12 protein-coding genes and 1 riboswitch are annotated in these 16,210 nt (G+C 42.9%); of the genes, 1 reads left to right on the forward strand and 11 read right to left on the reverse strand.

What is annotated here, in order from left to right:
• Positions 1–242: 242 nt before the first annotated feature.
• From moeB to thiC, 6 genes are all read right to left on the reverse strand, one after another.
• A complete protein-coding gene (gene moeB, locus C8D97_RS09250; RefSeq protein ID WP_109763496.1) occupies positions 243–1,376 on the reverse strand; it encodes a HesA/MoeB/ThiF family protein in 1,134 nt (377 codons plus the stop codon).
• 23 nt (positions 1,377–1,399) lie between these two features.
• Positions 1,400–2,965, reverse strand: a complete 1,566-nt coding sequence (thiE, locus tag C8D97_RS09255; RefSeq protein WP_146196128.1) for a thiamine phosphate synthase — start codon at positions 2,963–2,965, stop codon at positions 1,400–1,402.
• Positions 2,966–3,092: 127 nt separating this feature from the next.
• Positions 3,093–3,875, reverse strand: coding sequence for a thiazole synthase (locus C8D97_RS09260; protein ID WP_109763497.1), 783 nt, complete (start codon positions 3,873–3,875; stop codon positions 3,093–3,095).
• Positions 3,876–3,910: 35 nt separating this feature from the next.
• On the reverse strand, positions 3,911–4,114 hold the full coding sequence (gene thiS / locus C8D97_RS09265; protein ID WP_109763498.1) for a sulfur carrier protein ThiS: 204 nt from the start codon (positions 4,112–4,114) through the stop codon (positions 3,911–3,913).
• A 125-nt stretch (positions 4,115–4,239) separates the two neighbouring features.
• Positions 4,240–5,346, reverse strand: a complete 1,107-nt coding sequence (thiO, locus tag C8D97_RS09270) for a glycine oxidase ThiO (protein ID WP_109763499.1) — start codon at positions 5,344–5,346, stop codon at positions 4,240–4,242.
• 133 nt (positions 5,347–5,479) lie between these two features.
• Entirely contained in the window at positions 5,480–7,363 is a 1,884-nt protein-coding gene (gene thiC / locus C8D97_RS09275; protein WP_109763500.1) for a phosphomethylpyrimidine synthase ThiC, read from the reverse strand.
• Between the two features lie 113 nt (positions 7,364–7,476).
• A riboswitch (TPP riboswitch) is annotated at positions 7,477–7,600 on the reverse strand.
• 315 nt (positions 7,601–7,915) lie between these two features.
• Here thiC and C8D97_RS09280 point away from each other — a divergent pair.
• Positions 7,916–8,485 carry a hypothetical protein gene (locus C8D97_RS09280; protein ID WP_109763501.1) on the forward strand — a complete coding sequence of 190 codons (570 nt, stop codon included), beginning with the start codon at positions 7,916–7,918 and terminating at the stop codon, positions 8,483–8,485.
• Positions 8,486–8,601: 116 nt separating this feature from the next.
• Here the strand turns inward: C8D97_RS09280 and C8D97_RS09285 are convergent, their stop codons facing one another.
• The 5 genes from C8D97_RS09285 to C8D97_RS09305 form a co-directional block, all read right to left on the reverse strand.
• Complete coding sequence (locus C8D97_RS09285) at positions 8,602–11,094, reverse strand: efflux RND transporter permease subunit (protein WP_109763502.1); 2,493 nt, start codon at positions 11,092–11,094, stop codon at positions 8,602–8,604.
• Positions 11,095–11,702: 608 nt separating this feature from the next.
• Positions 11,703–12,611 carry a GGDEF domain-containing protein gene (locus C8D97_RS09290; RefSeq protein WP_109763503.1) on the reverse strand — a complete coding sequence of 303 codons (909 nt, stop codon included), beginning with the start codon at positions 12,609–12,611 and terminating at the stop codon, positions 11,703–11,705.
• Positions 12,612–12,861: 250 nt separating this feature from the next.
• Positions 12,862–13,599 carry a YciK family oxidoreductase gene (locus C8D97_RS09295; protein WP_109763504.1) on the reverse strand — a complete coding sequence of 246 codons (738 nt, stop codon included), beginning with the start codon at positions 13,597–13,599 and terminating at the stop codon, positions 12,862–12,864.
• Between the two features lie 215 nt (positions 13,600–13,814).
• Positions 13,815–14,678 (reverse strand): hypothetical protein, encoded by an 864-nt coding sequence (locus tag C8D97_RS09300; protein ID WP_109763505.1) that lies wholly within the window; start codon positions 14,676–14,678, stop codon positions 13,815–13,817.
• 608 nt (positions 14,679–15,286) lie between these two features.
• A complete protein-coding gene (locus C8D97_RS09305; RefSeq protein WP_109763506.1) occupies positions 15,287–15,982 on the reverse strand; it encodes an OmpA family protein in 696 nt (231 codons plus the stop codon).
• Between the last annotated feature and the right edge of the window lie 228 nt (positions 15,983–16,210).

Below are 16,210 nucleotides of genomic sequence, written 5' to 3' on the forward strand. Positions count from 1 at the left end.
CTTTAGTTGTTTAATCCATACCGAGGAAGCCAATCTAATTCAAATTACAAATACAAATGGCCTTGATTAGAAAGACTGCCTGTTCCTTGGCAATTCGGTCATGATCATTCTGCGCCAGCTAGAAAAAGTTGCAATAGTAGAAAAGAGATATAACTCAGACTGCAATGCTAATTACAGGTTTTTAAGATTTGGCTTACTTTCGTAAGTGATGATTGACTACAAAACTATATTGCCGCTGTAAGTTAACGAACGGACTTCAACCAGGTCGCAAGACCACCTTTTAAACTGTGACAGGTAAATCCCAAACGTTTTAACTGTTTCGCTGCTTTTAAACTGCGGGTACCAGATTGGCAATAACAAACAATGGTTTTGTTTTTGCTTAGCTTGGATATTGTACCCTCCAGATCAGACAGTGGAATATGTATACCGTTCATATGAAATGCGCTACGCTCTGCGTGAGTGCGAACGTCGAGTAACAGAACCTCCTCATTGTTTTTTATTGATTCAAAATAACCAGCTGAAACTTCAAGTGGATCGGATTCATTACTGGCACAGGCTGCACTATAAAAGTCGTCTAATTCATCGGCTGACTTATGTTGCTGACAAACAATACAGTCGCTGCTTTGGGTTAACTGGATTTGTCGAAATGTCAGATCGATGGCTTCAACCAACAGCAGTTTATTGTTTAATGGCGTAGGTAAACCGGCCAAAAACTTGATCGCTTCATTGGCCTGAAACATTCCCAACATACCGGGCAATACGCCCAGTACACCTGCGGTATTGCAGTCAGCAACACCGGTTGGCATTTCTGGAAATAAACAACGGAAACATGCATGGCCGTCGCCGGGAGTAAATAAAGAACATTGACCTGAAAACTGATGAATGCTGGCGAATACCCAGGGCTTTTTAAGTGTCGCGCAAACATCATTGATCAAATAACGGGTGGCAAAATTGTCGGTACAGTCCAGTACCAGATCGGCGGGAGCAATTAATGACTCAGCATTATTGAGTGACAAAGGCTCGTTGACGGCATCCAGTGTGATTTCTGGATTTAGCTGGCTCAATCGTTGTTTGGCGGCAGTGGCTTTGGGTTGGGCAATATCATCCATACCAAACAGGATTTGCCGTTGTAAATTAGTTAAGTCAACGGTATCGCCGTCCACCAGTGTGATGTGACCGATTCCGGCTGCGGCAAGATAAAGCAGTACTGGCGAGCCGAGTCCGCCACATCCAATCACCACAACATGGGACTGTTTTAATGCTTGCTGGCCTTGCGCGCCAATTTGCGGCAGTTGAATATGGCGTGTATAGCGCAGCCATTCCGAGCCAGAAAACGCTTGTTGTTCCGGTTTGTTATTTTTGCCGTTGGCTGTCATAAGAGTGATTCTTCAGTGTGTGCTCACGCTTTATTGGTGTTTATCAGCTTAACAAAATCAGCGGCGACTTGCTCAGGATCATCTGCCTGTGTGATGGCGCTGATCATGGCTATTGCGTCAACACCGGTTTTTGCCACATCGGCAATTCGCGAACGATTAATGCCGCCTATGGCGGTCAGTGGGTAATTCAATACGCGGCGCCAGTAACTGAGCCCCTGAAGATCGTGAGGGATCCAGGGCATGACTTTTGAATCGGTAGGGTACACAGGACCGCAAGCAATATAAGAGGGCTGGTAACTGTGTGCGCGAGCCACTTCATAATGACAGTGGGTGCTTATGCCAAGCGCAAGTCCGGCTTTCTGGATTGCTTCGATATCGGCGGTGTCGAGATCTTCCTGCCCCAGATGTACGCCATAGGCGCCTAGCTTGATCGCCAGTTGCCAGTAATCATTGATAAATAATCGGCAGTTGTGTTGTTTGGCCAGTTTGATGGCGGATTTAATTTCATCAATTAACGGCTCATCGGCCAGATCTTTTACACGAAGCTGAATAGTGCTCACACCAAGTGGTGCCAGACGTGGGATCCAGCTGGCGCGATCAACCACCGGATAAAGTCCCATTGCAGGTGAGTTGCAGTCGGTAAATTTGAACGATTCCAGAGCAAAGTCACCCTGTGACGTTAAGCAGGGCAAATCGATTTGTTTGTCAGGAAAAGCCTGTATGGATACGGGACCTTGTGCCAGATCGTGACCATAACCCAGTCGAAGCCCCTGATGCACTGCCATTTTAGCAATCACGACCGCGTCATAAATTGGGTATTCCAGTGCCAGTGCCGAGGCCAGTGCCGAGGCAAAAGCACAACCTGTGCCTCTTGAATTAACCGTATCGAGACGCTTTGATGAAAGCCAGAAGGATTTATTACCATCGCTAAAGTAGTCCTGACACCAGTTATTAAATTGCGGCGATTGTGATAAACGATGACCGCCTTTAATAACGACGGACTGTGCGCCCATGGCAAGTAGCTTTTCTGCCGCGTGTTCAACATCCTGATGGTTTTTTATCGGTTGGCCAGTGAGGGCCACCGCTTCGTCACGATTCGGTGTGATGACACTGATATGAGGGAGCAATTCCGTTTTAAAGCGGGATAAATAGTCGTCATTCGGCTGACGGTTATTAAGAACGCTTTTATTAAACGTATTGTCATTAGCTGATGCGCTGTCATGCAGCTGTTCGCCACTGGAGGCTTTTAATACAGGATCGCATACCCAGGGTACCGGCTGTTTTTCCACAAAGGCTTTTATTTGAGTGATTTGTTGCAGGTTTGCGATTAAACCCGATTTGATCACCGCAAAGGGCAGGGCAGAAGCGGCTTTTAATTGCGACTCCAGAACCCTGTTGTCGACAGCATTTACCGCGTCAACGCCCGTGTGGGATTGTGCGGTGTTTGCCGTGGTAACTGGAGCAGTGTGAATACCTAAAGCGGTTTGCGTTCTTATGTCCATGGCAAGACCCGCCATACCAGAACAGTCGTTACCAGCGAGCGTTAAAACAACGGGGCGAACCGGAGATTTTATTTTCACTTTGATCATTATGAACCTTTTAAATTACTGGTAATGGCCGGTGCTGAGTCTGTGATGTGCCGGTCTAAACTTTTTCGCTTGCGTTTAAACTTAAACGTTAATTTCTATCGTTAATCGTTTTCTTCAATAGTTTAATTTACGGAGCCTGATGCCAGAATGGGGTACCCAGCGTTGGTGTGCTCGGCTGTGCTAAATCACGCTCTGGCATAATTCCGGCCTGTTGCGCGCATTCACCTGCCTGTATAGCGTGCGAGAAGGCGGTTGCCATTCTAACCGGATCCGTCGCCTGGGCCACGGCTGTATTTAACAGAACACCATCATAACCAAGTTCAAGTGCCTGTACCGCATGGGAAGGTGAGCCAATACCTGCGTCAACAATAAGTGTGGTATCTGGCAATCGATGACGCAAGGTTCGTAAGGCGTAAGGGTTCATCAACCCTTTTCCGGTACCTATGGGCGCGCCCCAGGGCATTAAAATACGACAACCTGCTTCAACCAGTTTTTCGCACAATACCAGATCGTCGGTGCAATAAGGGAATACTTCAAATCCTTGAGCGATCAATTCTCTGGTGGCTTCCAGAAGGGCAAAGGGATCCGGTTGTAAATTATAATCGTCGCCAATAACTTCTAGTTTGATCCAGTTTGTGGCAAAAAGCTCTCGTGCCATTTGTGCGGTTGTAATGGCTTCTTTTACTGAATGACAGCCTGCTGTGTTGGGCAGTAAATTAACGTTTAACTTTTTGATCAGAGACCAGAAGTCATGACCACCTTGTTGTTCAGGGTTTTGTCGACGCAAAGAAACCGTCACTACCTCGGCACCGGAGGCTTGAATCGACTGCATCATTATTTCCGGTGATGGGTACAAAGCAGTACCAATCAGCAATCGTGAGTTCAAATGTTTGTCAGCAAGTTGCCACATAGTCTTTCCAAAATAATTTGTATTTAATAGATTGTTTAACCACCTTGCATCGGGGTCAGTATTTCAAGTGCATCATTGTGTTTAAGAGTGATAGTAGAATACTCACTTTTGGGAACAAAGGTTTCGTTTATGGCCAATGCAAATTGCTCGTTTTTAATATTAAGTTCACGCAAAGCCTCTAACAACTGTGAGTTGTTCAGGGATGTTTGTTTTCCGTTATAGATGATTGAAATACTCATAATGTTTAATCTATCTGATGTTTATCTTATTGAGTTAATTGCTTCTAGTCATTTAAATTACTGTTGTAAAAAAAGTATAAAAAACAATCGTAAAATAGTTGATTTGTTATTGGCATTAAAAATCATCATTTGTCTTCACAGAAAAGCGTTGCAAATTTATTAGTCTTATTGTGTTGTAACCAATAACTGATTTCTTCTGCAATGGCTGGTGCCAGTAAAAAACCATGACGGAATAATCCGTTAATTCTTATAAGTGAATTTTTGGTTAAAACTTTAGGCAAGTTATCGTTTAACGCCGGCCTTACATTAACCCGGCTATCAATCAAGTTCGCTTCGGCAAAACCACTGTGTAAGCTGTAGGCTGCAGACAGCAATTCAAGACAGGAGCGTACCGTAATAGCCGCGCAGCTTTCTGTTTCTAACTGTGTTGCACCAATCAGATAGTGATGTTCAGGTTGCGGAACCAGATACAATCGATACCTTGGGTGCATCAGTCGAACAAGATGTTTAATTGAGACTTCCGGTGCGTAAAGCTTAATGATTTCGCCTCTAACTGCTCTAAGTGTCGACCAGTCAGATTTTGCACCAATGCCTCGGCAATCAAACACCTTATCAAAAGAATAACTCTGACTGGATGTGTTCACTTTATTGCCGGATAATGACTGGATAAAACAATTACTGTGCCATTGAATGTTCTGTTGTTGTAGCTTTTCCGCTAACACCGCCATTACTTTTGTTGGTGATAACCAGGCTTCATTAGCCAGGAAAGTCGCGGAGTCAAATCGCTCAGCGAGCTCGGGATCTTTCTGTTGTAACTGCTGAGCATTTAACGATACACATTGGTAGTGCTGAATCAGAGGTTTAAGGTTTTGCTGGCTGAATAACCGTTGATTAAATCGTCGTAAATCAGCACGATCCGATCCATGGGCAACTATCAGGCTGCCGGTATTTTGATAACCAACATTGGCTTGCCATTGTTTAATGTAGTCTGGCCAAAGTGTTAATGATTGCATGCCCATCTCAAAAATTAAGGACTCGGCCGTTTCTATTTCTGAGAAGGGCGTTAACATGCCAGCTGCGGTAAACGCAGCCGCGTCGCCTTGTTCTACAGGATCTTTATCAAACAAAGTAATCTTATGACCATCACACAACAACCGCCATGCCAGCAGCCGGCCCATAATGCCAGCGCCAACAATGGCAATCTTGTAATGCTCCGTTTTGGATTTATTCATTGTTTAATTTTAATCACTGTATTGTTTACTCACAGATATTTTTAAATAACTGCTCTCAAATAGAACTGCTTTCAAATATAACTGTTTTCTAAAAACAAGTGCTTACAAAACCAAATGGTTTAGAAGCGATTTATTATGATGATTGTTTGACATAAATATCGCCGCCTTTGGCTTTAAATTCATCGGACTTTTGTTGCATGCCCTGTTCGATGTATTGTTTTTGCTCGTTAGAATAATCCCGTACTTCCTGGCTGATTTTCATGGAGCAAAATTTGGGACCACACATGGAGCAAAAGTGGGCCACTTTGGCGGAGTCTTTTGGCAGCGTTTCATCGTGAAACTCTCGGGCGCGATCAGGATCCAGTCCAAGATTAAACTGATCTTCCCAACGAAACTCAAAGCGGGCTTTTGACAATAAGTCATCACGGTAACGTGCGCCGGGATGTCCCTTGGCAATATCCGCCGCGTGCGCAGCAATCTTGTAGGTGATGATGCCTTCTTTTACGTCATCACGATTCGGCAGTCCTAAATGTTCTTTTGGCGTTACATAACACAGCATGGCGCAACCAAACCAGCCAATCATGGCGGCGCCAATACCGCTGGTAAAATGATCGTAACCGGGAGCAATGTCGGTGGTTAATGGACCCAACGTATAAAATGGCGCTTCATGGCAATGTTCCAGTTGTTTATCCATGTTTTCTTTAATCATGTGCATTGGCACATGACCCGGACCTTCCACCATAACTTGAACATCATGTTCCCAGGCTATTTTGGTTAGCTCACCGAGTGTTTCCAACTCGCCAAATTGTGCAGCATCATTAGCGTCAGCCAAAGAGCCCGGGCGTAAACCATCGCCTAATGAAAAGCTTACATCGTAGGTTTTCATTATTTCGCATATATCTTCAAAATGCGTATACAGGAAGTTTTCTTTGTGGTGAGCAATGCACCACTTTGCCATAATCGAACCGCCACGAGAGACGATACCGGTTACCCGATCGGCGGTTAAAGGCACATAACGTAATAACACCCCGGCGTGAATGGTAAAATAATCGACGCCTTGTTCGGCCTGTTCAATTAACGTATCCCGAAAAACTTCCCAGGTTAAGTCTTCGGCAACGCCATTTACTTTTTCAAGCGCTTGATAAATGGGTACCGTACCTATGGGAACGGGAGAGTTACGAACAATATAATCGCGGGTGGCGTGAATATGTTTGCCCGTGGATAAATCCATAACCGTATCGCCGCCCCAACGGATCGACCAAACCAGCTTTTCAACTTCTTCTTCAATGCTTGAGGTGAGTGCCGAGTTGCCAATATTGGCGTTAATTTTTACCAAAAAGTTACGGCCGATAATCATGGGCTCTAACTCGGTGTGATTAATATTGGCGGGAATAATGGCGCGACCAGCGGCCACTTCCTGGCGAACAAATTCTGCGGTTATTGGCTCCAGCGAGCCGGGTTTAATATTGGCACCCATCGGATTGCCTGACAGGCGTTGATTACGCTCTTTCGTTGTAAACTCATTGTTTAGCGCTTCACGTGTTTGATTTTCACGCAGGGCGATGTATTCCATTTCTGGTGTGATTATGCCTTTGCGAGCGTAATGCAATTGAGTAACATTTTGTCCTTGCTTTGCACGTCTCGGTTGGCGTTGCAGGGCTTCATTAAAATACTGGAAGGCTTTTTCTTCACTCACATGGCCGTTATCAATCGGCTTTAAAGGTCGGCCATCATAATGTTCAGTGTCGTCTCTTGATTCTATCCAGTGACTGCGCACATCAGGCAAACCCTTGTGCACATCAATGGCTGCGTCAGGATCGGTATAAGGGCCTGATGTATCGTATAAAGTGACCGATGAGCCATCGGTTAATTGTATTTTTCGCATAGGAACCGAAACGTCGTCGTGGCTGTCGGATGCGACGTAAACTTTTTGACTCGCCGGTAAAGGATCCCGTGTAATCAAATGCGGTTGCTGTTGGTTGAGATTAGTCTTATCTAGATTGGCTTTGCTGTTCATGTCTTGTCCTCACAGTAATGGGCTTGCGAGGCGAAGGGAGGTGTTTCAGAGGTGCTTGATTCAGTGATGAACTATTCACAGTGATAAAGAGTTCTGAATGGACATCATCGGGCTGAATAAGCCTTACTCATCCCTACGCCGATACTAACCGGATCAGGTTCTACGGGTTTGTGTTAAAACACATCTCAGCTTCCAATCTAATGTTGCCATTAAACCGGGGCACCCCGAGAGCAATGCAGGCATTATAGGGGATAAAACAACAATAAGAAACCGTTGTATTGGTAGGTTGTAATTGAGTTTTTTTCATCCGTGTTCTGTTAAGCTGAATGGCTGTTCAACTTAATTAAAATTAAGCTCAGAATACCTTGATAGCAGTGGGTGTTATGGCAATAATAAGCGTCATTTAGCAGTATTTTCTGAATATGGAATAATGTTCCGAATAAGCAGTATGTTTCGCAAAAGCAGTATATTCCGCAAAAGTTGCTTACGGCGTATAATAAAATAAATTAAAGACGGCTGATTTTATCCGTCCTATCTTGTGAGGCAGTATTTGTGAACAATAAATTAACCATGATTTTCGCAGCAGGTTTAATATCCACTGCTGCAAGCTCGACACAACCGCATCAGGCATTGATTGATCTGGCGTATTCCGAAGATGATGAGTCTGAACTTAACGGTGAAACTTTTCGCATACAACTACCGATCAAACAAGGTGTGTTTTTGAGCGGCAGTAAAACGGAAATGGATCAAGACGCTGATACTGCTAGTTTGTTTGATACCAGTTATTCAAGACGTGAGCTCGGTGGCGGTTTTCATTGGCAAACATCGCCGGATGCCTCCATGTATCTGGCTTATCATAAAGTTGATTTTGAGCCTGCCGCAGGGGAGTCTGATAACCTGACCAAATATTCCCTGGGGTGGCGCGGTCGGTTAAGTCAAAGTTTTGAATTAACATTGGAATACAATCAAACGGATTTTGCTGATTCGGATATTGATAGAGGAGGCTATGTTGCGGGCCTTCATTTTTATGCGACTCCTACTTTTGCAATTACTCTGGAAAGCGAGCGATGGTTTGAGCAAGACAGATTGTTATTGGGTGTGCGCTTTACATCGGGTCGTTAATGACTAAAGGTTATTGATTTATCAAGATCAAAGTCGATTTATCAAAATCAAAAAAGAAGGCCAACCGGCCTTCTTTTTTTACTTTTTGAGAGTGGTCTCTTACGAAACCAAAGACTTTATTTATCGTTGTTTAATGCAGGGATATTGGGTTTAAACCAAAGGATTAGTCTGGGCAGTAAGGTTAAGTTTGCAAGCAGTGCCGTTGCCATGGCGATACTGGTTAATACGCCAAAGTAAATGGTTGGTATAAAGTTTGAAAACACCAACACAGAAAATCCGGCTATTACCGTAAGCGAAGTATAATATAAGGCTTTACCAATGGAGTCATGACACGCCTGAACACAGTTTTCATAATTATCATTTTTAGCGTATTCACGTCGAAAACGGAAAATATAATGAATGGTATTATCGACGCCAATCCCTATGGCAATGGCCGCAATCATAATGGTCATCATATCAAGTGGAATACCAAACCAGCCCATTGCACCTAAAACCATGGTGGCGGCCAATGCATTCGGGATCAAACCAAGAACCGCCAAAGTTAGAGAGCGAAATATAAAAATAAACATAATGAGTATGGCAAGAAACACCGTCGCAATGGTTTTGATTTGTGAGTCAAACAGACTCGAAAGCATATTGTTGTAGAGTACAAACATGCCGGTTATGGCGTAGTCTTCTTTACTCAATTCAAGATTGTTTTGAAAGTAGCTGTGTAAATCATTTAAAAATTCACTGCGTTTTAATTCAGGGTGTGAATCTATCATTCGAACATTCAGGTGAATTTCGGAACCATCTTCTTTTAGGTAGGGATCGATTAATTGGCGGCTAATGTCCGCTGACATGCGTTTGTAAAACAAACCCAACAAAAAGTCATCCAGTGGTTCGCCGCCATTTAAATTGTTAAGCAGTCGAAAACTTGAGGTAAGGGATAATACTTTGCCTGTGACCGAATACTGTTCGATATAACTGTGAACCTCAGCAATGGTTTCTACACCATTCTGAGTGAACACTTTTGGTACTTCTTTTTCGTCCGACTCAAACTCGTCAAAGCCATCGTCAAACTCATTGTATTCGGGAGTTTTAATCAAGGGTTTGGTTTTAATGACAATATCTAGTGGCGTAGTACCACCAAGTTGCTCATCAATGGTTTTCATGCCCTGATATATTTCAGTACTGCTGCGGAAATAATCAATAAACTTATTATCAACGCTTAAACGGAACAAACCAGTGATCGAGAAGGTTGCAATGGCCAATGCTGTCAGCATAATAAAGCGGTTGTTGTTTAGCGTCCATCGACCCAGTGCAGAAGTAAACTCGGTTAATTTCGACTCCAAAGCCGTTTCTTTGCGAGATTTATAGGTTAAGTGTACAAATAAAGGAAAGGTAATAAAGGCAATCACAAAGGCAATGGCAAGCCCCATAGACATCATAAGGCCAAAGTCTTTAACCGGACGAATGTCACTCACAACCAGCGAGCCAAAGGCCACCATAGTGGTTAGTGCGGTGAACAAGCAGGGCATAAACATGGTACTTAGGGTATGTTTTAATCGTTCAGCAACAGAGGGTTGATCGTTTCTTAAGCTTAATTCTCTAAATCGAACAATAAGATGAATGGTCAATGACATGGTCATGATCAGCAGTAGGGCAATAAAGTTTGACGATATAACCGTTGCTGGCCAGTCTAGCCAGCCCAGAACGCCAACCATACTTAATACGGCCAGAGTACAAATGCTCAGAGGTAAAATTATCCAGTGCAGCTGTCGAAAAATAAGGGTCAGGATCAAAATAAGAATAATAAAAATTAGACCACCAAAAATGGTGAGATCGCTTTGAACGTATTCCATCAAATCATTCGCGATCATGGGAACGCCGCCTAAAAACAGTCGGGTATCTTTAGGGCCTTCGGCAATAATGGCGCGAATGTCATCAATGGTTTTTTGGGTAACTTTGCTGTATTGCTCGTTCTGAGTTCTGACTTTGGTTTTCAGTTGATTTTTCTGTTCAATTTGCTGAGGAGAAAGTTCGCCTTCTGCATTGGCTACCTGAAATTCGGTCAGTTGCCGAATACTGTTTTTTAATTGATCAGGAATTTCCAGATTAACTTGCAAGGCAGTCAGTGATCCGTCTTTTGAGATGATTAAATCTTTATAAATGGGATTACTGGTTAATATGGCTTTTGCTTTGTCGAGCTCGAACTTGCCTTCTCGCAATGTGGTTGTTTGTTGTTCGACAGTAAATATGTCGGTTTCCTGAGGATCAAACAGTGGAATGTCGAGAATAGAGGTGACCGATCGTACCGATGAAAGTTTGACGACTTTTTCTTGTAGATCTGCCAGGTTTTTCAGATTCTTTTCGGTAAATAACTCATCCTCCGGATCAAACAACAGGAATAAGTAATCATCGCTGCCGTATTCAAGGTAAGTTTTACGATAGGCGGTCAATGCCGGATCATTTTCCAGTAATAATGAGTCAGCAGAGGCATCGAGACGAAAATTATCCAGTTTATAGCCCAGTGCCACAATAATGATCACTAAAATGGACAGAACCAGTGGTGTCTTACGAATGGCTAAATCAGCAATCCAGTGGCCGATTTTTGAGCGAAATTCCATTAATTATCCCCAAGTCAGGAAAGTCTGAGTGTGATGAAGAACCTAAACCATTAAACAGGTTTTAAACCGTTATACAGTCTTAATGGTTCATTTTATAAAACGTGTATTCTAAGCGTTAGGGTCGATTCTTGTAAATTCTTACTGAACATTAGCTGAATATAGTTATAAGCCAACAGGTGTTTGATTTATCAGCTACATAATGATCTACGTATTTAACCGTTAAATAGATTTATTTTGGAGCAGTCGGAATGGGTAAATGTTGTGATTGGTGAAAACTTCGCTTTAACAGGTGAGTCTCGCGCCAGATGCATAGCAACAAGATTGCGCTGACTTGAGGAACCAGTGTCAGTGCGATCAGGGGCAAATGGGAATGCATGGAAAATAAAGACAGATGCGAGTATTGCGTTAACAATAATAATAGTTGCAGACAGCTTATAAGAATAAGAGCAACGAATATCGATTGATTCATTGCAGCAAGCCTACGGATAAATTGTATACAGGTTTTAAGCATACGAAAGGTAAACGAGTAATTATGAATCATTAGATTTAATTGATTCGGTTACACAGGCTAAGCATGATTGATTGTATCAATGTTGATTCTGCAGACATTAAGCCACTTTTACCTGATTACGGCCGCTTTGCTTAGCAGAATAGAGTGCCTGATCCGCTCGATGAAACAAGGTGTTAGCCTGCTCGCCGTCCTGCCATTCGGAAACACCAACACTAGCGGTTACCGATAGATTGACTTCGAGGCCCTTCATTGACTTGGCTTCAAGTTCCATACGAATGCGTTCTGCGGTTAATCGGGCGTTAGGTAAATTGGTTGCATTGAGTAATATTACGAATTCTTCTCCGCCATATCGAAACACCATATCTTCTTTTCTTACTGACGATTCAAGCGAACGCGCTACTTGTTGCAGCACTTGATCGCCTGCCAGGTGACCATAGGTATCATTTATGGATTTAAAATGATCAATGTCTACTACAAGCATGCACATTCCATGCTTATGTCGGTATGCCCGGCTTATTTCGGTGTCAATGGCTTTATTAAAAGCTGCACGGTTTGGCAGTAACGTCAGCGGATCCTGTTGCGACATTTGCACCGCCTGATGATAAAGCAGGGCATTACGTAAAGGGAACAATAATAACGTTAACAGGTGTTCAAGACGCATTAAGTCGGTTTCGCTAAAGGCTTTATGTGAGGAGCATTCCACCTGTCCCAGTAGCTCGCTTTCAAGCTCTAATGTGTATTGGCAGGTAAAGTCGTGTTTATCGCCATGGTAGATAAATAATGATTGTTCATCGTTTCGAAAGGCAACGCTGCTGCAAGGAATAATATGACTGGCCTGTTCACAAAATAACGCCAGTAAGGCTTCAACATCCAGGGTTTGCTGTAGCTTGAACGACAATGATTGTCCGGCGGCCAACAGATCTTCTGTTGGAGTATCCATGTGCGGAGCCAGATACGCCAGCTTGGTGGCTTCGGAACTGATTGTTTTTCGGTGCGCTACATTCATAAACTTAATCGTCTTGATAAAAAAATATACCAAGGATTAAAGCTATTTCCGTGCCAAAAGTTATTTTATGTTAAAAATATCAATAAAAACAAAGTGATAGAGGTGGTTTGATTTGGTGGGTATTGAATAAAGTCAAAAAATTGACTTATAAAGCCTTTGATTAAATGGTTGAAACTTGATCAGTATCAGTTTTGACACCTGAGCCATATAAAAGAGCGGCAGAGTTCTGCCGCCCATAAATCAAAAAGTTTTATCCGTTAAACCGCTGACCGGTGACGGATTGGCTGGCATCGTCCATCAGATAACTGTAAAGCGGCATCAGGGCTTCGGGTGTTTTTAGGTTGTTAGCATTTTCAGCGGGATAGGCTTTGGCGCGCATATTGGTGCGGGTGGCGCCCGGATTGATGATATTGACCCGTACGGATGTATTTTCCAGTTCATCGGCCAGTACTTCCGCCAGACCTTCGGTAGCAAATTTGGATACCGAATAGGCGCCCCAGTAAGCTCGACCCTTATTGCCCACACCGGAGCTGGTGAATATTACTGATGCTGCTGGTGCAACCCGTAACATGGGGATTAAAAAGCGGGTTAATAAAAAGGTTGCGTTAACGTTCACCTGCATAACATTTTGCCAGGTTTCAATGTCGTAGGTTTCGATGGGAGACAAATCGCCCAGTTGGCTGGCATTGTGCAGTAGCCCATCCAGTCTGCCGAACTCGGTTTCAATGGTTTCTGCGATCTGTTGCGCTTGCTCAGGCGACATATGTAACAGGTTCACCGGAATTATCGCTGGCTGAGGAGCTCCCAGCGCTTCAATTTCGTCGTAAACATTTTCCAGCTTTTCAGTGGTTCGCCCAAGTAATATAACGGTTGCACCCAACTTGGCGTATTGCAAAGCCGCTTCACGACCAATGCCATCGCCAGCACCGGTAACCATGATAATTTTATTGCTTAAGCTGTTTGCCTGGGGTTTAAAGTCGTGACTCATATACACACTCAAATTTTGTGATTAACAGAAATACCAATAAATACAAATTCTATCACTTATGCATTAGAAACGCTTTCTATCTATAACACTCAATTTGGTATAGCACTCATTCTAGGTTTTGCTCAATGATCATTGGTTTAATGATAGTTGGATCAATGAGATTTTACTCAATGAAAGCTGGATGATATTGATCATAAATGCGAACCAGACACGGTCTAGATAAAAGTAAAGTGGTGAACAAGCCATACCTTGAAAAGTTTCCGTAATGGGCCCGGCTCATAAAGTGGGGTGTTTTGTGCTGACGGTTTGTCAGATTGGTGATTGAAATGATTTTCAAGCGGTTTATCGTATTGATTAAGTGATAACCATTGTTTGATCAAATGCAAATAATTATAACAGGCAGGCGATAAATTCGAACGAGAGTCTTTTATTGATAATCCATCAATTTCGCTTTTCAATCGTTGCAGGGTGCTGTTAATCATTTCGGCTGTTGGCGGAATACTCAATGCGTTGTTTGCCGACAAGGCAAAACTTGACTTTAACATCCAGAAACGAAAAACAGCCTTTGCGTACTGCTGTAGACGTTGGTTGGAGAAAGTCTTTTCGGTAGATGCATGATTGTCAATAGAACAGTTATTTTCAATACTAGGATTATCTTCAATAAAATCATTCTGTAAAACCTCGACATCGACCCTTGTTCCCATCGCCGACATTAGTGCTAGTCCTGCCACGGTTTCAACAAAGCTATGATTATTGAGTGCTAGCAGAGAAGGGTGCTTAAGCAGCCGATTTGTCACCGGCAACATGGCCTGAGTTAACCAGCTTTTATGATTCTGTTGATACATAAACTGGATCAGCGGATGATCTGAATCCGCATTTTGAAGCTCATTTGACCACCAGCCAAGCTTTGCCACTCGCACGCTACCATCTTCGATAGTCATGGCGGTGTGTAAAATGCTTTGAAATAACGTACAAGCAACCAGTTGATGGGGATTCTTGGTTCTTGAATAAAGTAATGCGTAATAGAGATCATCACCTGGTTTGATATGTTCTTTAAGACAAAACTGTACAACATCCATAAGTGACTCTGTATTTTTAATTTAAACTACGATAATCGTATTTGACAAAGCAGTATGCTGCTAGTCTTTACAGTTAAGGTGAAGATGATGGCAAGCCTAACGAAAAAAGGGCGCAGATACCACCGGTGAAACATAATCGGTGGACACTTTGCCCAAGGGTTGGAGACAAGTCACGATGGATTATTGAATTCATCGCATAAAAGGTTTGTAAACTAGAGCGTGTTTATCTTTCATTATTTGAGATGTTGAGTGCTAAAATTAAGCCAATCGCGGCGTGAATTTTGAAGTTTAGTTATTCTAAATAAGAAATTCTCAACAAAGAATGGCTTAATTTTGGCCTCAACCCTTCGGGCAGGGGGTCTTTTATGTCACAACTGCGTTATCGGTCATTCAAATAGAATAACTATTCATCACTCCCTCTGCCTTGTTGTGACATAAAATAACCTCCTGCATCTCAAATAATGAAAGATAAACACGCTCTAATAAGTCTATAAAGTAGTAAGTTTATAAAATAACCGGGTTGCAAAAATGTATTCGTTGTTCTGTCACGCAATGCCCTGTAAAGAATGATCTTGTCAGGTATTGCTCATTAATGATTATCAATAAACTTATTGATTCGAAGCAAATGATTGATCCTGTTGTGGATGAAAACTGATGCTGACCCGTCGCTCCAATGCGTAGGCGTCAAGATCACCCCTTGTTGCTACTGAGCGACTTTCACCAAATGCACGGGCAATAATTCTTTCTTCATTGATACCATGATGGATCAATTGTTGTTTGACGGTTTCTATTCGTTGTTCCGATAACGCCTGGTTCTTTTGTTGCTTTCCACGAGGATCGGCAAAGCCATCCAGTTGAACCGCTAATGATGGGTAGCGTTTTAAAAAACTGGCCAGTTGCTCAATTCGTTTATGATCCACATCATCTAATCCTGTGGCATTGGTGTGAAATAATAAATCCATTTGCAACATTTCTGAGCCATCCAGTGTTTTACTGGTTTCGCTCATGGCGACTTGTTGCTTTAACGCATTGACTTCTTGTTGCAAGCGAGACTGTTTAGTGCTGGCTTCCGACAATTGATGTTTTAATCCATCAACCTGATCGGCTTTTTCTACTTCCGATCCAACCAGCCCACCAATGGCAGCACCGATGATGAAGCCAACAGGACCGCCCGCTGCTGCACCAACAAGTGCACCGCTCGCAACACCTACATTTTCTTCAGTGCTTGCATTTTTCGCTTCAACCGATGATGTGTGTGACAGAGCGGTCATTACCATAGCGCTAATTACGATTGCTTTTTTCATTGTCTTTTCCTCTTTCAATCTGTTAAAAATGTGTCTGTTATTAAGGTTTAGCTGTTTTAAAGTGCCGTCCCTGGCTTATGCCAATTCATCGAATGATGATTGCTGTCCGTGTGACGGGTTGCTTGTGTGCTATTTGCTTGGCACAGGTTTATTAAAACCAATTGAACTGACATTCTGATGGTTGAATTCTGATGAAGCCTTGCTGAAATGTGGCAACAATATGGCAAT

The organism is Pleionea mediterranea (assembly GCF_003148745.1).
In the GTDB taxonomy this organism is placed as follows: Bacteria; Pseudomonadota; Gammaproteobacteria; order Enterobacterales; family Kangiellaceae; genus Pleionea; species Pleionea mediterranea.